This is a genomic window from Siccirubricoccus sp. G192 (assembly GCF_019084075.1).
GTDB lineage: Bacteria > Pseudomonadota > Alphaproteobacteria > Acetobacterales > Acetobacteraceae > G192.
On the sequence record NZ_JAHREN010000001.1, the window covers coordinates 740,499 to 757,613 of the forward strand.

The 17,115-nt window shown below is 71.4% G+C and carries 20 protein-coding genes; 7 read left to right on the forward strand and 13 right to left on the reverse strand.

Going from position 1 to position 17,115, the window contains the following annotated elements:
• Positions 1-11: 11 nt before the first annotated feature.
• The gene (locus tag KSF81_RS03470) at positions 12-641 is read right to left on the reverse strand and encodes a hypothetical protein (RefSeq protein ID WP_217377753.1); all 630 of its coding nucleotides are present in this window, start codon (positions 639-641) and stop codon (positions 12-14) included.
• A 362-nt stretch (positions 642-1,003) separates the two neighbouring features.
• The gene (locus tag KSF81_RS03475; RefSeq protein WP_217377755.1) at positions 1,004-1,480 is read right to left on the reverse strand and encodes a GreA/GreB family elongation factor; all 477 of its coding nucleotides are present in this window, start codon (positions 1,478-1,480) and stop codon (positions 1,004-1,006) included.
• 304 nt (positions 1,481-1,784) lie between these two features.
• Between KSF81_RS03475 and mgtE the strand changes: the two genes are divergently transcribed.
• The 3 genes from mgtE (at position 1,785) to KSF81_RS03490 (ending at position 5,625) form a co-directional block, all read left to right on the forward strand.
• Positions 1,785-3,137, forward strand: a complete 1,353-nt coding sequence (gene mgtE / locus KSF81_RS03480; RefSeq protein ID WP_217377757.1) for a magnesium transporter — start codon at positions 1,785-1,787, stop codon at positions 3,135-3,137.
• Positions 3,138-3,488: 351 nt separating this feature from the next.
• The gene (locus KSF81_RS03485) at positions 3,489-4,097 is read left to right on the forward strand and encodes a hypothetical protein (protein WP_217377759.1); all 609 of its coding nucleotides are present in this window, start codon (positions 3,489-3,491) and stop codon (positions 4,095-4,097) included.
• A gap of 514 nt (positions 4,098-4,611) precedes the next feature.
• The gene (locus KSF81_RS03490; RefSeq protein WP_217377760.1) at positions 4,612-5,625 is read left to right on the forward strand and encodes a mechanosensitive ion channel family protein; all 1,014 of its coding nucleotides are present in this window, start codon (positions 4,612-4,614) and stop codon (positions 5,623-5,625) included.
• 54 nt (positions 5,626-5,679) lie between these two features.
• Here the strand turns inward: KSF81_RS03490 and KSF81_RS03495 are convergent, their stop codons facing one another.
• The 9 genes from KSF81_RS03495 to KSF81_RS03535 form a co-directional block, all read right to left on the reverse strand.
• Positions 5,680-6,105, reverse strand: a complete 426-nt coding sequence (locus KSF81_RS03495; RefSeq protein WP_217377762.1) for a hypothetical protein — start codon at positions 6,103-6,105, stop codon at positions 5,680-5,682.
• Between the two features lie 232 nt (positions 6,106-6,337).
• The gene (locus KSF81_RS03500) at positions 6,338-7,057 is read right to left on the reverse strand and encodes a DUF2161 family putative PD-(D/E)XK-type phosphodiesterase (protein WP_217377764.1); all 720 of its coding nucleotides are present in this window, start codon (positions 7,055-7,057) and stop codon (positions 6,338-6,340) included.
• A gap of 167 nt (positions 7,058-7,224) precedes the next feature.
• Positions 7,225-7,797, reverse strand: a complete 573-nt coding sequence (locus KSF81_RS03505) for a hypothetical protein (protein ID WP_217377765.1) — start codon at positions 7,795-7,797, stop codon at positions 7,225-7,227.
• 146 nt (positions 7,798-7,943) lie between these two features.
• A complete protein-coding gene (locus KSF81_RS03510) occupies positions 7,944-8,390 on the reverse strand; it encodes a lytic transglycosylase domain-containing protein (RefSeq protein ID WP_309139464.1) in 447 nt (148 codons plus the stop codon).
• A 130-nt stretch (positions 8,391-8,520) separates the two neighbouring features.
• On the reverse strand, positions 8,521-8,958 hold the full coding sequence (locus tag KSF81_RS03515) for a hypothetical protein (RefSeq protein WP_217377767.1): 438 nt from the start codon (positions 8,956-8,958) through the stop codon (positions 8,521-8,523).
• Positions 8,955-9,695 carry a DUF2786 domain-containing protein gene (locus KSF81_RS03520; protein WP_217377768.1) on the reverse strand — a complete coding sequence of 247 codons (741 nt, stop codon included), beginning with the start codon at positions 9,693-9,695 and terminating at the stop codon, positions 8,955-8,957. Before KSF81_RS03520 ends, KSF81_RS03515 begins: the two co-directional genes overlap by 4 nt.
• 492 nt (positions 9,696-10,187) lie before the next feature.
• A complete protein-coding gene (locus tag KSF81_RS03525; protein WP_217377770.1) occupies positions 10,188-10,394 on the reverse strand; it encodes a hypothetical protein in 207 nt (68 codons plus the stop codon).
• A 62-nt stretch (positions 10,395-10,456) separates the two neighbouring features.
• Positions 10,457-10,663 (reverse strand): dodecin family protein, encoded by a 207-nt coding sequence (locus KSF81_RS03530; protein ID WP_217377771.1) that lies wholly within the window; start codon positions 10,661-10,663, stop codon positions 10,457-10,459.
• A gap of 546 nt (positions 10,664-11,209) precedes the next feature.
• Positions 11,210-11,653, reverse strand: coding sequence for an Rrf2 family transcriptional regulator (locus KSF81_RS03535; RefSeq protein WP_217377772.1), 444 nt, complete (start codon positions 11,651-11,653; stop codon positions 11,210-11,212).
• A 361-nt stretch (positions 11,654-12,014) separates the two neighbouring features.
• On the opposite strand from KSF81_RS03535, the gene KSF81_RS03540 reads away from it, so the two are divergent.
• The 4 genes from KSF81_RS03540 (at position 12,015) to KSF81_RS03555 (ending at position 14,580) form a co-directional block, all read left to right on the forward strand.
• Complete coding sequence (locus KSF81_RS03540) at positions 12,015-12,434, forward strand: hypothetical protein (protein WP_217377774.1); 420 nt, start codon at positions 12,015-12,017, stop codon at positions 12,432-12,434.
• A 76-nt stretch (positions 12,435-12,510) separates the two neighbouring features.
• Positions 12,511-13,029: a hypothetical protein gene (locus KSF81_RS03545; protein ID WP_217377775.1), complete on the forward strand. Its 519-nt coding sequence runs from the start codon at positions 12,511-12,513 to the stop codon at positions 13,027-13,029.
• Positions 13,030-13,175: 146 nt separating this feature from the next.
• On the forward strand, positions 13,176-13,559 hold the full coding sequence (locus tag KSF81_RS03550; protein WP_217377777.1) for a VOC family protein: 384 nt from the start codon (positions 13,176-13,178) through the stop codon (positions 13,557-13,559).
• 79 nt (positions 13,560-13,638) lie between these two features.
• On the forward strand, positions 13,639-14,580 hold the full coding sequence (locus tag KSF81_RS03555; protein ID WP_217377779.1) for a branched-chain amino acid transaminase: 942 nt from the start codon (positions 13,639-13,641) through the stop codon (positions 14,578-14,580).
• Between the two features lie 36 nt (positions 14,581-14,616).
• Here KSF81_RS03555 and KSF81_RS03560 read toward each other — a convergent pair whose 3' ends face one another.
• Complete coding sequence (locus KSF81_RS03560) at positions 14,617-15,528, reverse strand: NAD(P)-dependent oxidoreductase (protein ID WP_217377780.1); 912 nt, start codon at positions 15,526-15,528, stop codon at positions 14,617-14,619.
• Positions 15,525-16,748 (reverse strand): ABC transporter substrate-binding protein, encoded by a 1,224-nt coding sequence (locus tag KSF81_RS03565; RefSeq protein WP_217377781.1) that lies wholly within the window; start codon positions 16,746-16,748, stop codon positions 15,525-15,527. Before KSF81_RS03565 ends, KSF81_RS03560 begins: the two co-directional genes overlap by 4 nt.
• Between the last annotated feature and the right edge of the window lie 367 nt (positions 16,749-17,115).

Genomic DNA, 17,115 nt, shown 5'->3' on the forward strand with positions numbered 1-17,115 from the left:
CGCGGCCGAGGTCAGGCGGCCGGCGGCAGATCGCCGCCGTCCTGCGGCGGCTCTCCGGCATTCGCCAGGCCCGTGGGCCGACGCAGGAATGCCGGTGCCGCCGGGGCAGCGCGGCCGGCGGTGGCCGCCCGGCGCCGCCGCGCCTCCTCCGGCTGGTAGGCCACGAGGAGAATGTCGATGCGCTCGGTGCTCCCGCCGTGACGCTCGGCCATCGTAGTCGAGCCGGCACGGAGGCCGAGCATGGCCAGCCCGCGCGGCGTGGTGACGGGCAGCGACCAGCCCGGGAGGGTGTGCCCGTCCGGGTGGACGAGGACGCGCTGCTCCTCCGCGCCGCCATCGACGCTGAACACCACGCGGGAATCGAGCGTGACGATATCGGCCTCGACCTGGTCCAGCGACACCACCTGGCACCGCTCCAGCTTCCCGAGCAGCTCGCGCGCGGCCGGGCTGTCAGGGCGAAGGCGCAGCCGGGCGAGCTCATCGAGGAGCATGAAGTCGCGCGCGGTGACGACGACGCCCTCGCCGTCGCGGGGTTCGTGATGCGACGCGCGGATGGCGGCCTCACCGCACCTCCGGCACGCATCGCCCGCCGCGCCGAGCATGGCGCCGCAGGATGCACAGGTCATAGGTATCACCGACACGGGTCTTCCCTCCTGGACATGGCTGGCACGCCGCACGCAGGCGCGTGGCGTGCATCGGTTCCGCTGTCGAAGGTGCCCCCGGGCCGGGTGCCGGCGGATGCCGGTGGCCAGGCCCGGGGCTAGGAGCCCGCGAGGAGGGTGCCCGGCGACCGGCGCGGGCTTCGGCGGGATATCGCGCTCGGCCAGATCATGTCCATGATCTTGGGCCTGCGCGCGACGCTTTCAACGCCACGACGGCCGGACCGCCTGGCCCGCGACGGCGCCGGCACCAGGTCCGGCCGCACCTTCCTCACGCCAGGACGCGCGCCGCCTCACGGATCGGGGTGCCGGGCGAAAGGGTCGCGACGGACCTGGCCATCAGCTCACGCGTGCGCATGGCAGACCTCCTCATCGGTGGTCGCGGCCTGGCGCGCGGCCACCGGCTGGCCGGCGACCTCGATGATCCGGACCTCCTCCACGTTCCCGTCGGAGCCGCGGAAGGCAACCGACGAGCCGGCGACCGCCCCGAGCACGGCGGTGCCGAGCGGCGTCGCCACCGGCAGCGCCAGCCTCGGCAGCAGGTGGTCCTGCTCCGCGCCGACCAGCACGCGCTCCTGCGTGTGGCGTCCGCCGAGGCCGAGCACCACGCGGGAGCCCAGCGTGACGACGCCCGAGGCGATCGCGCCCGGGGGCAGGACCAGGCAGCGTTCCAGCTTATCGGCCAGGGCGCGACCGACGGGGTCGCTCGCCTCCAGCCGTGACCGCGCGATTGCCCTGAGGGCCCACAGGTCGCGCGAGGTGACGAAGGGCAGGCCGGCTTCGGAGCCACGGCCTGCGCGGACGACATCGACCACCAGCATCACTCCTCTCATCCAGGGACGGGGAGACGCGCTCCTCCGGCGAGGGCACGTCCTCGGATCATCGGACGATGATTGCCCCCGGGCTCGGGAAGGCGCGGTGCCGAGCCCGGGGCTAGCGGCCTGCGAGCAGGGTGCCCGGAGACCGGCTCGGGTGGCATGGTGTCGCGCTGGGCCGAATCATGCTCATGATCTCGGGCCTGTGGCTGCCGCTTTCAACGGGCCTGCGGCCGCGCGACGGGCATGGAAGGCTGGCGCCGGGGTTTCCCGAAAGCCCGCCGGCATCCCCGAACCAAGGAGCGGCCCGATGCACGACCAGGACGGCCCGGACCTCGACCTCGAGCCGCTCTTTGCCCGCGGCGATACCGGCGCTGTCCGGGCAGCGCTGGCGGCGATGCATCCGGCCGATGCCGCATCGGCGATGGCGGCGCTTCCCCTCGCCCAGGCCCGCGCCGCGCTCGGCCTGCTGCCCGGGCCCGCCCGCCGCGCGGCGGTATTCGACTATCTCCCCGACCTGGTGCAGACGGAACTCGCCCGCAGCCTGCCCCGGCCGGAACTCGCCGCCCTGGTGGCCGCCATGTCGCACGACGACCGGGCGGACCTGTTCCGGCACCTGGCTCCGGAGGAGCGGGAGGCGCTGCTGCCGGCGCTCGCCCAGGCCGAACGCGAGGACCTGCGCCGGCTCGCCTCCTATCCCGAGGGAACGGCCGGCGCGGTGATGACCTCCGACTACGCGACGCTCGCCCCGGACCTGACGGCGCGCGAGGCGATCGAGGCGCTGCGGCGGGAGGCGCCCGACCGCGAGACGATCTACGTGGCCTATGTGGTGGACCCGGAGCGCCGGCTGCTCGGCGCCGTCTCGCTGCGCGACCTCGTGCTCGCCCCGGCGGGGACGCGCGTGGCGACGCTGATGCGCCGCGATCCGGCATATGCGCGGGTGGACGAGCCGCGCGGCGGCGTCGCGGCCCGGATCGCCCGCTACGACCTGCTGGCGCTGCCGGTCCTCGACGCGGAGGGCCGGCTGGTCGGCATCGTTACCCAGGACGACGCGATGGATGTTGCCGAGGCCGAGGCGACGGAGGACTTCCGCAAGGCCGGCGCCGTCCCCAACCTCGCCGCCGGCCTGCGCGACGCGGGGGTCGGCCTGCTCTACCGCAGGCGCGTCGGCTGGCTCGTGGCCCTGGTCTTCGGCAACCTGCTCTCCGGTGCCGGCATCGCGGCCTTCGAGGACGTCATCGCGGCCAACCTGGCGCTGGTGTTCTTCCTGCCGCTGCTGATCGCCAGCGCCGGCAATGCCGGCGCGCAGGCTGCCACGCTCACCGTGCGGGCACTGGCGACGGGGGATGTCCGCATGTCGGACTGGGGGCGCCTGCTCGCGCGCGAGGCGCTCGTCGCGCTCGCGCTCGGCGGGACGATGGCCGCGGCCGTCGCCGCCGTGGGCCTGCTGCGTGGCGGGCCGGGCGTCGCGCTCGTCGCCGCGCTCACCATGGTGCTGGTGGTGCTGGTCGGCAGCCTGGTGGGTCTTTCGCTGCCCTTCCTGCTCGACCGCCTCGGCCTCGATCCCGCCTCGGCCAGCGCGCCGCTCGTGACCTCGGTTGCGGATGTCACCGGTGTGCTGATCTATCTCGGCATCGCCAATGCGCTCCTGCCGGTGCCGTAGCGGGCGGGGAACGGCTCCCCGGCGCATGGCCCGCGAAGCGGCCATCCGGGCGGTGCCCGACATTGATTCGCCCGATGCACGACCCCATATCCCTGACATCATGTGGCCGAATGCAATCCATCGTCGTCGCCTCCTGCTGCACGCGGGAAGCCTGCTCGCGGGCCTCTTGCCCCGGGCCTGATCGCGCGCGCCGCCGTCCGGCCCGGGGACTCTCTCCAGAACTGAACCGAACGACATGCCGCCGTCTCCGCACCTGCGGAGCACGGCCGTGTCGCCATGCCCGGAGGAGATTGCCTGTGGCCCTTACTGTTTCGACCTGCGACGCCTGCGGGGGGTGCCATCGCCGCCCCGGTGGAACTCTGCTACGCCTGCGACACCGCCGGTGACCGTGTTGCGAAGGCGGCGCCGCGACCCGGCGACGGCCCCGATGCCCCCGACGTGCTGACGATGCGTGACTTCGCCATGCTGGAGCGGTTCGCGCGACTGCGGCTGCAGCCGGACGACCCGGCCGCCCAGGCCCTGCTCGAGAAGCTGGACAAGGCCCGGATCCTGCACGTCGAGACGATCGCCGCCGATATCGCGACGCTCGGCTCGCGCGTCGTCTTCTCGGTGGACGACGGCCGGCCGGAGGCAAGGGTCCTCGTCCTGCCGGCGCAGCACGCCGCGGCAGGCTGGACGCTGCCCGTGACGGCGCCGCGGGGCATGGCGCTGCTCGGTCGTGCGGCCGGCGCCGTCGTCTCGGCAGCCCGGCACGACGGCGCCACCGAGCGCCTGCACGTCCTCGACGTCATCCACCAGCCGGAGGCGGCCGCCGCCACTGCCGCGGCGGTGATGCGGGGCGAAGGCGATCGGCCGGGGCGCCCCGCGCTGCCGCACCCGGCGCCGTGGCCGGCCCTCCACCGAACCTGGCCCGTGGCGCCGCGCCGGCCCAGGGATGGATCTGCCCCGGAACCAGGCTGACCGGGTCGCTCGATGCCACCTGCGCGGGTTGAGGTGCTGGCGGCCGGGCAGGCGCAGCAAGGGCCGCGGCGCAGGTTTCCAACGAAGGCGCGGATGCTCGCGCGGAGGATGAAAGCAAACATGGGTATGACAACGGTGGGCGCTGCGGTGGCGGAGTGGCCGGCATCGCCGGAGCGCCTGCTGGTATCGCTACAGCGCATTGCAGTCCGGTTGGGACTGCAATGCGCTGTAGCCTATTGTTTTTCGAGCAGATTCACGCCTTCTGGCGTCTCCGCCCTCCGGCGATCTGCTCTAGGAGGTTCGATGCTGCTGTTTCCCGGCAGCCGGAGGCCCTTCTCCCGGCCTTCGGGGAGGGAGGTGCTGGCATTTGCAATCTCCTCGCAGGGCGATGCCCGCCTCCGGAAGGACTGCCTGGCGACCACCGCCCTGTTCGACGACCGGCGTCCGGTCCTGCAGGCCATGCCCGGCGGGGCGCCCGTCCGCGCGGCGGGCATCCGCATCGGAGGGAGGTGACATGCGGAACGAGACATCCTCCGGGCGGAATGCTGCCCGGCCGGCGGGTGCCAGGACCATGCAGGCGCTGAAGCAGATCGCCTGGCCCCTGGCGGCGACGCTGGGGAGCGTGGGCCTGCTGATCGGCAAGCCCCTGGCCATGCGCGCCCTCGACATGCCCGAGCCGGAGGCGGGCAGTTTCCAGGTGGTCCGCCTGCTGCTCGGCGCCGCGGCCTATTTCGGCGCGGCCTGGCTGGCCACGCGGCTCGCCGGGCTGGCCCTGTCCGGGGGCGGTGGCAGCGGCCGGCGGCGGTCGCCGCGGCTGCTGCAGGACCTGCTCGGCGCCGTCATCTTCGGGGCCGCCGCGCTGGCGACCATCGCCCTGGTCTTCGAGGGCTCGGTGCTCGGCGCGGCCGCGACCTCGGGCGTCATCGTCGCCGTGCTCGGCTTCTCGCTGCGCGGCGTCATGGCCGACATCTTCGCCGGCGTCGCGCTCGGCCTCGAGCGGGCGTATCGCATCGGCGACTGGATCGCCATCGAGGGGGGCCTCGGCGGGCGGGTGATCGAGATCAACTGGCGCTCCACCCGCATCGAGACGCTCGACCGGGTTCAGGTCGTCGTGCCGAACGGGCGGATCGCGCAGCAGCGCGTCACCAATTACAGCGCCCCGCGCCCGCACTACCGCCAGCAGGTGCGCCTCACGCTCGACCACGCGCTGCCGGCGGAGGAGGCCAGGCGCCTGCTAGCCGAGGCCGCGGCCACGGCGCCGGGCGTGCTGCCGCAGCCCGCGCCCGACGCCCGCCTGGCCGCCTACGAGCCCGACGGCCTGGTCTATGTGGTGCGCTACTGGGTGCCGAGCTTCGCCCAGGAGGTGGACTGCCGCGACGCGGTGCTGACCGCGGTGGATGGCGCGCTGCGGCGGCGGGCGGTGCCGGCGCCGCACCGGCGGCACCGGATGCGCCTCGACCAGCCCGACGGCACGGCCATTGAGGATGCCTTGACGATGCTGCGGCCTGGTCCGGGGCCCACGTCATGACGGCAGTGCCGGAGGCAGGGCCCGTCAGCACCGGGCCTCCCGCTCCCTGCAGGCTCATCCGGCATGCCCTTCCAGCCGGGGCCACCAGCGCAGGAGCGCGTGCGCGGCAAGGCCCGCCAGCAGCAGCACGCCGACGATCAGCAGGCGCATCCGGAACGCCGTCGGGCCGGCATCAGCGGGCACGGCGTCCGGGGCATGGTGGCCGCCCTTCCCGCCGGACCATCCGGCATGCCGAACCGCCGGGGCAACCGGCGTGGTCCGCCCGATCACCGGGGGTTCCCCCGTGGTGCGCGGCGGCCCTCCGGCCTGGGGACGGGGCGGTGGTTCGCAGATCGTGATCGCGACCGGATCGCTGGCCGGGAAGGTATCGGCCAGTGCCGCGTCCAGTCGCGCGTCCGCCGCCAGATGGTTCGATGTCATGTCGTGGGAATCCTCCGCGTGAAGCACGCGGCGCCGCATCGGCGGCAGCCGCGCACGCATCTCGACTCTGCCGAATATCCCCGGGCCGGACGGCGGCGTGCGCGGTCGGGCCCGGGGCTAGAGGCCCGCGAGCAGGCTTCCCGCGTGAAGCAGGAGGCGTCGGCGATGGATGGCACTCGAGCACATGACAGGTTTCATGTGAGGCCGATCCCCAACCGGTTCAATGCCTTCGGAACCCGCAACGCCGCGAGGCGGTTTGGCCGGAGCGCCTCTTCGTCATGGCCCCGTCCTTTCAACGGGCGGGGCCTCCGGCAAACCCACCAGCCTCGGCCGGTGCCGGCCAACGCCGCAGCGCCTCCTCCCCTTCGGGGGTGACGCGATAGAGGCCGCGGCCGACCCGTTCGAACCAGCCATGGACATTGCGGAGCAGGATGCGCCCGGCATCGGGTGCGAAGGGCGCGAGGTCGCGCGGGCGCCGGGGCGCGGCGGCCATGGCGGCCGCGCAGGCCAGGGCCCTTTGCCGATAGGCGGTCATGATCGGCTGCCCCGACGAGCCGCCCTCGGAGGGGTCGCCGCGGCGCTTCGCGTGTTCCGCCAGCAGCGCCGCGCGCCGGCGCGGATTGCGCCGGGGCTGGTAGGGCGCCGGCTCGGCCAGGATTTCCAGGCTCTGCCGCGCCGTATCCACCGCCATCAGGCCGAAGCCAAGCAGGCGGCAGAGCTTGTGGACGCGCCGGTCGCGGTCCCGGCCGCGCCGGGAGGCCCGCACCGCGAGCCAGACCTCGTCGCTGGCCGCGAGGCGGTCCACGCCCTGCAGCACCAGGTCGAGCGTGAAGCCCAGCTTCAGCTCCGCGACCGCCACCCGCGGCCGCTTGCCGCCGGTCGCGTCGATGCCGACCACGTCGCAGCCGCGGATCTCGCCCTTGACCTCGTATCCCAGCGCTTCGAGATGCCGCTTGACCGTCCGGTAGAGGGCGGTCTCGCGCAGCCGCGGTCGGTTCTCGGTTTTCGCCATCCCATGCCCCCCCGCCGGGCCAAGCCTATCCCAGGGCTCGGATTCGGGCACAGGCCCCTTCGTGACGAGCGTGGCGCAGAGCGGGTGGTGGATGTCCCCGAGGGCGGCGGAAGGGTGACGGCGCCGTCGCATCGGCACGCCCCCCTCACCGATGCCCGGTGCCGCGCTCAACGGGTCCCGGCGCTGCCGCCCTGCGCCTGCGGGTCCGGGCGCGCCTCGGTGCCGGTGACGCCATCGGCCTGGCGGATGCCGGCAAGCGCCTCCCGGATGCTGCGCCGCGCGGCCGGGATGTCGTTCCGCGCAAGCGCCGCGCGCGCCTCGTTGATGGCCTGGCCTGGCCCGATGGAGCGCACGCCGTCGCGCCCGGCCTCGATGCCGGGCTGGTTGAGCAGGGCGGTCGCGGCGCGTTCGAGCTGCTCATTGGCGAGCCCCGGGTTGCTGCTCTCCAGCGCGCGGTCGGCGCTGCGCAGCAGCTCCACCGAGCTGCCCTCCCCGGCCTGCCGCGCCGCCTCGTATTGGCGCTCGACCGGCGGAATCAGGCCCGCGCCGCCCTGGCCATGCGGCGTCAGGGGCGTGCCGGCGGAGGGGTCGAAGCCATAGCCGCTGCCGGCACTGCCGCCCCCCCTGCAAGGGGCGCTGCTGTGCTCCCGCCATCGGCGTAGCGGCCAGCAGCAGCAGGGCGCCGAGGGCGGTTGCGGTGAGGCGGGGCTGTCTGCGCATGGGGGGCTCGCGTTGCTCATGTCCCGGTCGCGGTTTCCGGCGGAGCGCATGGCGCCTTCGGCGAGGCGCGGCCCGCCACGCCGGACCGCTGGCGCAACGCTGCGGCACCACGCCGGTTCCCCGAATGACCGGCCCGCCGGCGGGCCGCTCCGGCCGGAGAGGCGGATCACTGCCGTGACGCGAAGATCGTCCGCGCCGCGTTCAGCACCTTGGCCTGATAGTCCAGGTTCCGGACGGGCGTATGCGAGTGATAGTTGCCGACCGCGCGCAGGAGGTCGCCCCGCGTCTCGTTCAGATAGGTGCGCAGGATGAGGCCGGCGGCGGCGATATTGAAGCATGGGTCATGCAGCAGGCGGTCGCGCACGACCGCATGGGGCCATCCGGTGTAGCCGGCGAGCGGGGCGACCCAGAGCGTATTGATCTGCATGACCCCCAGATCCTCCGACCCGTTCGTGTTCAGGCGCGCCAAACCGACCCGGCCGCCTTCGACGGCCTGGATCGAGGGCAGCACGCGCGGCGGCAGGTGGTAGAATGAAGCGGCAAGCGCCATGCAGGCGAGAAACGGAACGGCCATTCGATACGAATAAGATATGACCCGTGCCTGGCTGTCCAACGCTTTTCACGGTGGCGCAAGCTTTCCTCCCGCGGTCCGGCTGGCCGCGTCAGAACCGGCCGCCCATGAGCGGCGCGACGGGAGCGAAGTCCAATCGGACAGCCGGGTCGGGCGAAAGGGCCCGGAGGATTCAGGGATCGAGGAACACCGGTCGCGCCCCGGCTTCGAAGGCGATGCCGGCGGCGGCGAGGGAGGCGGCCAGCGCCTCCCGCGGCAGCCGCGCGTGGCGGGCCAGCAGATGCAGGTAGAGACCGACGAAGCGCGGGCCGTGGCCGGCATTCCCGCCCTCCGCCGTGCTGGTCATGGCATGCGCGATCTCATGCAGCAGGATCCAGCTTGGCAATTCCGCCGGCGCCTCGATCGCCAGGCGGGAGGCGCGGGCCAGGGTGGCGCGCGCGCCGCGCGGCAGCGGCCGGATGCGCGGCGGGAAGCGCAGCCCCTCGGCGGCCCAGACATGGTCCACCAACGCCTGCAATTGCGCGAAGGGCACCAGGGAAAGGTCGCGCGGCGCCACCTCCGCATCCTCCCAGGCATAGAGCCGGCGGGCGGCGGCGTCGGTCCGGCTCATCGGCGGGGCAGGCGGGCCGGCCCGGCGCCGGTGCCGAGCGGCCGCTCCAGCCCGACCCGGCCGCCGGCCTCGGCACCCCGCCCATAGGCACCGCGGTCGCGCACCGTGGCGGCGCTATAGACGGTGCGGAGCCTGAGGCCGAGGCCGCGGAAGCCCTCCTCCAGCTTGCGCTCCTTGGCCAGGACCAGGGCGGTGGAGGTGGTGGCCGTGGCCTGGCGCCTGGCTTCGGCGGCGGCGTGGCGGGCCTCCGCCATCTCGTCCAGCCGCTTCGAGAGCCGGTCGGCGAAGCCGTAGCGGAAGCTACGCAGCACCGCCTGGGCCTGGTGGCGGCGGGCGGCATAGTCGCGGCTGGCGCGGTAGCGGACCTCCTCATGCGCCAGGGCGCCGGCGATGACGTGCAGCAGGTAGTGCGCCATCTCCACATCCGGCTCTAGGCCGAACAGCACGAAATCCTCCCGCCCATCGGTCCAGCCGCGGCATTCGCAGAAGCGCAGCAGCGCGGGGAAGAGCCAGCGCAGCGCCAGCCGGTGCGGGCCGCCGAGGGGGATGCGGCGTTGCAGGCAGGCTTCCTCGCGCAGCTCCACCTCGGACATCGAGAGGCCGTAGATGTCGAGCAGTTCGCCCACCTTGGCGGCGGCGGCCATGGCCTCGGCCTCGGAACAGCCGCGTTCGGTGGTGCGGGCGGCGAGCGCGCGGATGCGCGCCTTCACCTTGGCGAGTTCGGTCTGCTGGTCCATGCGCTGTGGCGGCCCCGCCCCCGGGCTATAGGAAGGCGCGAAACTGGTTCGGCGCGGCGCCCGCGGTCAAGCCCGGCATGGGCCCGGTATCGCCGCTCTCCTCAAGGCCGCGGCCCAGGATGCCTACGGCGCAGCGGAGGCAGGTGGACGCGAGGGTGGGAATGGCGCTTCGAATCTGTCGAAGGCCATGGTCCCGGCGGATTTCTTGGCTTGAAACGCCTTGTCCTGGTCGTTTCCATGCTGATCACAGATGGGCGCAGAGGCGTTCTCCCCAGGTCCCGGCGACCGCATGGCCACTACCAACCAAGGGCCGCCGAGCGGAGGGCCCCTTTCGTGGCCGCCCAGGTCAAGTGCGGTGGCCATGCCCTTGGCGAGGCGCAGGGAGGCCATGCAGACACTCATCACGACGGCCGGCATAGGCCGCAGCGCAAGCCGTCCGGCGCCCGAACGGGGCCAAGACCACGCCGCTCCCTCTGTGTGTGTGTGTGTGTGTCAGGCTGGACTGCCCCGGCCTTTCTCTGCCTTCTCGCGCTCCATGTGGCTGCGCCTGTCCGGGTGCTCGTCCTGACGCAAAGGCTCGCCGCCCGTCTTCCCGCTCTCATTGCGTCGGTCGTCATGCGACATCTGGCCGCGCTGCTGCTGGCCCTGTTGCTGGCCACCCTTCTTCTGGTGGTGGCCGGAACCCTGCTTGTCAGTCATCGAGATCGTCTCCCGACTTCGCTCTATTCTTTGGTGGACCCAGGATATGGGCACAGGCCTGCCTACTTTCTTTCAAGAAGGAACGAAACCTTCGCATCGACGCGGAAGTTCTTCACCTTGTCGTTCTCGACTGTCGCCTGGAATTCCTTGATGTAGACGGAGGTGACGCCGTGCAAGGTCTTTGTTGCCTCGGCGACGACCTGTTTCGTGGCGTCCTCCCAGCTTTGTTCGCTCTCGCCCAGCAGTTCGATGACTTTCACGACAGCCATGATCGACCTCCCAGTGCTCATTGGTGCGAGCGCCTGAAAGAACGGCTATTATCAGGCTTGGTTTGGACGGGAACGGCAGAGGCCAGCATGAGTTACGCTCACCCGCTGCCATCTATCGGCCTGGCGGCGGTCGTCATTCGTGCTTCTGACGGCGGCTCGCGATCCGGATGCCCCGTGCCGGTTGCGGACCGCGTTCAGCAGGGCGGCGCCTGTGGTGACCAGCGTTAGCCGTTGAGGAGGAGGTTGCGAATGGAAAAGGCTCCGATGCCTACCGAACCGCTGCCTGAACAGGCCGGCGCAAAACTGCCGGAGCAGGCCGAACCGCCCTGCAACCGGTCGGATGCACCAATCCAGGCCTCACCGGACGAGCAGCGCGGCACCGCTACCTGGGTTCAGGCAGCGGATGCGGCCGGAACCGTGAGGGCCAGCAAGGAGGTGCCGGAGCCAGACAGTTTCGGGGGGTAGTACTCATTCGGCAGGACTCTGGACGGAACAGAGCGTGTTGCTTGCGTCTGCCCCCTGATCGGCAGTGCTGTCGGCAAATGGTCAACCCGCCGCGACGAGTTCCATTGCGGCGGATTGGCCCGCCAGATCGGCCACCGTGGTGCCGTCCAGGATCGCCGCGGTGGCATCCCGCACCCGCCGCATGACCCGGCGAAGCGTGCAGGTCTCGGGATCCGCGCAATCGGCGCAGGGGCGATAGGCGGTGAGGCTGGCGCAGGGGATGGGCGCCAGCGGCCCATCCACCATGCGGATGACATCGCCGAGGCCGATCCGCTCCGCCGGCCGCGCCAGCACATAGCCGCCGGCCTTGCCACGGGTGCTGGCCAGTACCCCGTGCCGACGCAACTCCAGCAGGATGGCTTCGAGGAATTTCCGCGGCGCATGGGCGCGGTCCGCAATCTCGTGGATCGGCAGCGGCACCTGCCGGTCAGCGGCAGCAAGCACGGCAAGCGCCTGCAATGCGTATTTCGCCTTCTGTGTCAGCATGGCCCCGCATAACGCCGCATCATGGCCGGGCCAAGGCGGTTGCTGACCAAATCTGTAGAATTAATCGGAAGTGGCATCGCGGGCACGCCTCGCCCGGTTGGGCCCCGCATCGACCCTGGCCTGCGGTCCGGTCGACATCGGCCAAATTCCTTCTGAAAGTGGAGCCCCGTCAATCATGTAGCGGCGGTGCTCAATTCCTCTCTGCAATCCACGGATGGATTCCAGCTATCCTTGCCGGCGCCGGCTCGGTGAATAAGTATATCCATCCTGGCTTGTGTTTTTCAATTCTATTGTCTTGCATTTAAATTATAAGGAGCTATATTTAGTTCTATTATATATTTGAGAAAAAGAGACATCAAAAATGCTCAATCCCCGTTACCCATATCCACATCACGATGCCACGCCGGGTGCGGCGCCGGACCGCAGCGCCAAGACCGCTCTGCATGACAGCTTCCCGGCCAGTGATCCGGTGGCGACCACCGCTGCGGTGGGCTCCCGGGCGGTGGACCCGGCCAGCCTGATGAAACCGCAGACCGAAATCCATGACGGGGCCATGGTGCTTGCCCGGCTGCGCGACCAGACTGCCGCCAAGCTCGCGATCGAGCACCTGGTGCGAAAGGTTCCGCTCGACCGCCGCCGTGCAGCGATACGGAGCGGCAGGAACGGCACCGCCATCCTGGAGGTCGCGGCACCGGCGGCTGATGTGGATCGCATTGCCGAGATCCTGTGCCGGCACGGCAGGGCCAGCCAGGTTGCAGGCAGGCCGGAAGCGCAGGACTGAAGTGGCCCTTCCCGATGGGAATGCCTCCGGCCGCAGATTAGCATCAGCCTCCCACCCCAGGACAGAGGAGAGCAGAATGGGCGACACGATTGCGGCCGAACGCCGCCTGCTGGCCGAGAACGAGTATGCTCCCGTGGCGAACAGCCATTATCCCGCGCTTCGTGGCCTTGCGCGCGAGGAACTGGTCGAACTCGCAGGCTGGCTGCGTTCGCAGCGCGCCAGGGCGCGCGACATCGTGCGGGAGCGCCGCCGCATCCGCCGGGGCAAGGCCGAGCCGCGCGGCGCGACGCCGGAGACGCCCAGTGAGCGGGGCCTGTCGGCCAAGAAGCAGGTCTTCGCACGGGCACTGGGGCGTGTGAACAATCGGATCGAGCGGCTGCGCACCGAGGCCGCACGCGCCCGGAATGCCGCCCGGCTGCGCGAGGTCCTGGACCGCAGGCGGAACGCCCCCGTGCATCACCCCGATCCCGGCCAGACGGCAGGGGAGGGAATGCGGCCCAGGGAGAACATCACGGATGTGGTGCGGGTGGACCCGCGCGAGATCGGGCAGGTATCCCAGTCCGTCCGCAACGCCCAGGCCCGGCGCGACGCCTGACATGCTAGTGGTGCAAATCCAACGGAAAGGACCGTTGGATTTGCACCACTAGTCTTGATTTGGTGGTCCGATCCTGACGCTTGGGGACCAAGCGTCAGGATCGGACCACCAGTATCCCATCCGGCGACACGCAGAGGGAGGAACCCATGCCCAAATTCGGCTTCGACCACATCCATCTCCGCAGCCCCGATCCCGAGGCCACCGCCCGCTGGTATGAGGAGATGCTGGGCGCGGAGGTGCTGCGCACGACGCAGGACGGCAAGCCGCGCATCGACCTGAAGCTCGGCGGCCAGAGCATCTTCATCGCGCAGTCGGATGCGAATGTCGCCGCGCCGCCCAATCTGCCCTATCAGGGGCTCGACCATTTCGGGCTGATCGTGCAGGGGATCGACGCCGCCGCGGCGGAGCTGAAGGCGCGTGGCGTGCAATTCACCATGGAGCCGAAGCAGGCGCGGCCCGGCGTGCGCATCGCCTTCATCCGCGGCCCGCAGAACGTCTCGATCGAGCTGCTGGAGCGCACGGCGGCCTGAACCGGCCCATGGCGGGGCGCGGCTTGACGCCGGCGCCCCGGCCCGGAACTCTGCCGGCCAGAGCGGAGGGATGCATCGCATGGCCGGCAAGGCGGAATTCATATGGCTCGACGGGCGCATCGTCCCCTGGGCCGAGGCCACCATCCATGTGGCGAGCGAGGCGGTGATCCGCGCCGCCTCGGTCTTCGAGGGTGTGCGCGGCTACGGCAATGCCGAGCATGACGAGCTCTACATCTTCCGCAATGCCGACCACCTGCGCCGGCTGCGGCAGTCGGCGCGGATGCTGCACATGCAGATCCCCTATAGCGACGAGGACCTCACCGCCGCCTTCCGTGAGCTGCTGCGCCGCAACGGCTTCAGAAACGACGTGCATTTCCGCCCCACCGTCTATTTCGGCGAGGGCGACAGCGGCGCCTCCTACCTGCCGGACGAGATCCGCACCGGCATGTTCGTCATCGCGGTGAAGCGCCCCGGCGGCAAGGCGCTGACCGAGGGCGTGGCCGCGGGCACCAGCACCTGGCGGCGCAACAGCGACATCGCCATGCCATCCCGCATCAAGGCCGCCGGCAACTACCACAACAGCCGGCTCGCGCATGTCGAGGCGCGGCGCAACGGCTATGGCGCGGCGCTGATGCTGAATGCCGCCGGCAAGGTGGCCGAGGGCCCCGCCGCCTGCTTCATGATGGTGCGCCAGGGCCGCGTCATCACGCCCCCCGTCACCGCCGATATCCTGGAGAGCATCACGCGGGAGACGCTGATCGAACTCATCCGCGACGAACTCGGCCTCGAGGTGCAGGAGCGCGAGATCGACCGCACCGAGGTCTATATGGCCGAGGAAGCCTTCTTCTGCGGCTCCGGCGCGGAGGTCACGCCGATGGTCTCGCTCGACCGCTATGACCTTGGCGACGGCAAAGTGGGCGCGCTGACGAAGCGCATCCAGCGGCTCTATTTCGACGTGGCGGAGGGGCGCGTCGAGAAATACCGGCACTGGCTGACGCCGGTCTATCGCGGCAATACCTGAAAGGGGCGCCGGGCCGAGACCGGCCCGGCACCCGCTTCAAGCCTCGTTCCGCCGCGCCGCGGCCAGTTCCGTCCCGGCCCAGCCCTCCGTCACCCGCATCAACTCGGTCACGTCGGCGCCCGGCGCGCCCTGCGCCATCGCCAGCCCGTAGAGCAGCTTGGCCGCGCTGCAGGTGGGCATCACCAGGCCCAGCGCCTCGGCCTCCTCCAGCGCCAGGCGCATGTCCTTGGCCATAAGCTCCATGCGGAAGCCGAAATCGAAGCGGCGGCTCAGCACCGGGCCGGCGGCGAACCGCTCGGTAGCGAAGCTGCGGCCGGAGGATTTGTTGATGACGCCGACCATCAGTTCCGGGTCGAGCCCGGCCTTGGCGCCCATCGCCAGCACCTCGCAGGCGGCGGCCCAGCTTGTGGCGGCGAGCAGGTTGTTCACCAGCTTCAGCGTCTGGCCCTGCCCCACCTTGTCGCCGACGAAGACCGTATTGGCGCCGATCACCTCCAGCACCGGCCGGATGCGGTCGAAGGCGGCGCGGTCGCCGGCCGCCATGACCGAGAGCGTGCCGGCCTCCGCCCCCGCCACGCCGCCGCTCACCGGCGCATCCAGCGCCACCACGCCGCGCGGCGCCAGGCCCGCCGCCACCGCCTGCGCCACCCGCGCGCCGGTGGTGGAGAGGTCCACGTAGAGCCGCAGCGCGCCGCCCTCCGCCAGCCCGCCGGGGCCGAGCGCCACCTGCCGCACCGCATCCGGCGTCGGCAGGCTGACCAGCACGGTTTCCGCCTCCGCCGCCACCGCCGCGGTGCCGCCGCGCGCCTCGGCGCCACGCGACACGGCGGCGGCGAGTGCCACCGCGTTCAGGTCATGCGCCAGCACCCGATGGCCGGCTTCCAGCAGGCGGCGGACCATCGGCGCGCCCATGGCGCCGAGGCCGATGAAGCCAAGTGTCTCGCTCATGGCTGCACCAGCGGGCAGCCGCCCTCGGCCAGCGGGCGGAAGCCCTGGTCCGCCGGGATGGTGGAGAGGATGCGGTAGAGGTCCCAGGGGCCGTGCGAATCCTCCGGCTTCTTGACCTCGACGAGGTAGAGGTCGTGCACATGCCGCCCGTCCTGCCGCACCCGGCCACCATGCGCGAACATGTCCTCGACCGGCAGCTCGCGCATCTTTGCCGCCACCGCCATGGCCTCATCCGTGCCGGCGGCCTCGATGGCCTTGAGGTAATGGCGCACGGCGGAATAGACGCCGGCCTGGTATTGCGTCGGCATGGCGCCGCGATGGCGTTCGGCGAAGCGGCGGGCGAAGGCGCGGCTTGCGTCGTCGCGGTCCCAGTACCAGGCCTCGGTCGTCACCACCCCCTGCGCGGCGGCCAGGCCCAGCGCCTTCACATCGGTGATGTTGACGAACATGCCGACCAGCCGCTGGCCCTGGCGCGTCAGCCCGAACTCGCCGGCCTGCTTGATGGCATTGACCGTATCCGTCCCGGCATTGGCCAGGGCCACCACCTGCGCGCGCGAGGCCTGCGCCTGCAACAGGAAGGAGGAGAAGTCCGGCGTGTTCAGCGGGTGCCGGGCGCGGCCCAGCACGCGGCCGCCCTGCGCGTTCACCACGGCTTCCGAGGCACGCTCCAGCGCATAGCCGCCCTCATAGTCCACGGTGAGGTAGTACCAGCTCGTGCCACCCTGCTGCATCACCGCCCGCGTGGTGCCATGCGAGAGCGCGTAGCTGTCCGAGACCCAGTGGAAGCCCACCGGCGAGCATTGCCGCCCCGTGAGCTCGGTGGAGGCGGCGGAGGTGTTGATGATGATGCGGTTGCGTTCCCGCCCGATCTGCTGCACCGCCAGCGCCACGGCGGAATTGGGCATGTCGATGATCATGTCCATGCGGTCGATGTCGATCCAGCGGCGAGCGAGGGCGCCGCCGACATCCGGCTTGTTCTGGTGGTCGCCGCCCACCACCTCGACCGCGCGGCCGCGCACTGGCCCATGGTCCTCCGCCGCCAGCCGCGCGGCGACGATCGAGCCGGGGCCGGCGAAATCGGCATAGGGGCCGCTGAGGTCGGTGAGCACGCCGACGCGCACCACGTCGTCGGAGAGTTGCGCCCGCGCCGCGGACGGCGTGAGCAAGGGCGCCGCGAAGAACAGCGCGAGCGCGAGCGCCCCGCCTCGGATGGCCTGCATGTTTCCCCCACCTGGTTCCTGGCCCGCCCTGGCGGCCGACCTTGCGGGGAGCCTAGTCCAAGGCCGTGCCGGCTGGAAACGCCCCGTATTTCCTGCCTGGTCCAGCGTCCGGCCTGCCCGGCAAACCCGCACGCAGGCCGCGCTGCTGCCTTCGCGGTACCACGCCCTTGCTCCCGCGGCGGGGCACAGCGCCCTTATGCCGCCGGCTTCGCCGGGGAGCGTCAGCCTGCCGCTTGTCGGGTGAGTTGGCACAGGCGGCTGCCCAATTCTCCGAACCGTTCCGTAAGCCTGGGCGCCGCCCCGCAAATGACGTGTTCGTGTCCACGGATCAGGCGCCACTTGGGTTCTGCTCGGATCGGAGGATCCC

Excerpts from the sequence above, each read along its gene's own strand:
- KSF81_RS03530 (WP_217377771.1), bottom strand. The coding sequence starts at position 10,663 with ATGGCTGTCGTGAAAGTCATCGAACTGCTGGGCGAGAGCGAACAAAGC.
- KSF81_RS03490 (WP_217377760.1), top strand. The coding sequence starts at position 4,612 with ATGCGGAACGAGACATCCTCCGGGCGGAATGCTGCCCGGCCGGCGGGT.
- KSF81_RS03475 (WP_217377755.1), bottom strand. The coding sequence starts at position 1,480 with ATGCTGGTGGTCGATGTCGTCCGCGCAGGCCGTGGCTCCGAAGCCGGC.
- KSF81_RS03520 (WP_217377768.1), bottom strand. The coding sequence starts at position 9,695 with ATGGACCAGCAGACCGAACTCGCCAAGGTGAAGGCGCGCATCCGCGCG.
- KSF81_RS03540 (WP_217377774.1), top strand. The coding sequence starts at position 12,015 with ATGCTCAATCCCCGTTACCCATATCCACATCACGATGCCACGCCGGGT.
- KSF81_RS03545 (WP_217377775.1), top strand. The coding sequence starts at position 12,511 with ATGGGCGACACGATTGCGGCCGAACGCCGCCTGCTGGCCGAGAACGAG.
- KSF81_RS03495 (WP_217377762.1), bottom strand. The coding sequence starts at position 6,105 with ATGCGTGCGCGGCTGCCGCCGATGCGGCGCCGCGTGCTTCACGCGGAG.
- KSF81_RS03500 (WP_217377764.1), bottom strand. The coding sequence starts at position 7,057 with ATGGCGAAAACCGAGAACCGACCGCGGCTGCGCGAGACCGCCCTCTAC.
- KSF81_RS03555 (WP_217377779.1), top strand. The coding sequence starts at position 13,639 with ATGGCCGGCAAGGCGGAATTCATATGGCTCGACGGGCGCATCGTCCCC.
- KSF81_RS03525 (WP_217377770.1), bottom strand. The coding sequence starts at position 10,394 with ATGACTGACAAGCAGGGTTCCGGCCACCACCAGAAGAAGGGTGGCCAG.
- KSF81_RS03560 (WP_217377780.1), bottom strand. The coding sequence starts at position 15,528 with ATGAGCGAGACACTTGGCTTCATCGGCCTCGGCGCCATGGGCGCGCCG.
- mgtE (WP_217377757.1), top strand. The coding sequence starts at position 1,785 with ATGCACGACCAGGACGGCCCGGACCTCGACCTCGAGCCGCTCTTTGCC.
- KSF81_RS03535 (WP_217377772.1), bottom strand. The coding sequence starts at position 11,653 with ATGCTGACACAGAAGGCGAAATACGCATTGCAGGCGCTTGCCGTGCTT.
- KSF81_RS03505 (WP_217377765.1), bottom strand. The coding sequence starts at position 7,797 with ATGAGCAACGCGAGCCCCCCATGCGCAGACAGCCCCGCCTCACCGCAA.
- KSF81_RS03550 (WP_217377777.1), top strand. The coding sequence starts at position 13,176 with ATGCCCAAATTCGGCTTCGACCACATCCATCTCCGCAGCCCCGATCCC.
- KSF81_RS03565 (WP_217377781.1), bottom strand. The coding sequence starts at position 16,748 with ATGCAGGCCATCCGAGGCGGGGCGCTCGCGCTCGCGCTGTTCTTCGCG.
- KSF81_RS03515 (WP_217377767.1), bottom strand. The coding sequence starts at position 8,958 with ATGAGCCGGACCGACGCCGCCGCCCGCCGGCTCTATGCCTGGGAGGAT.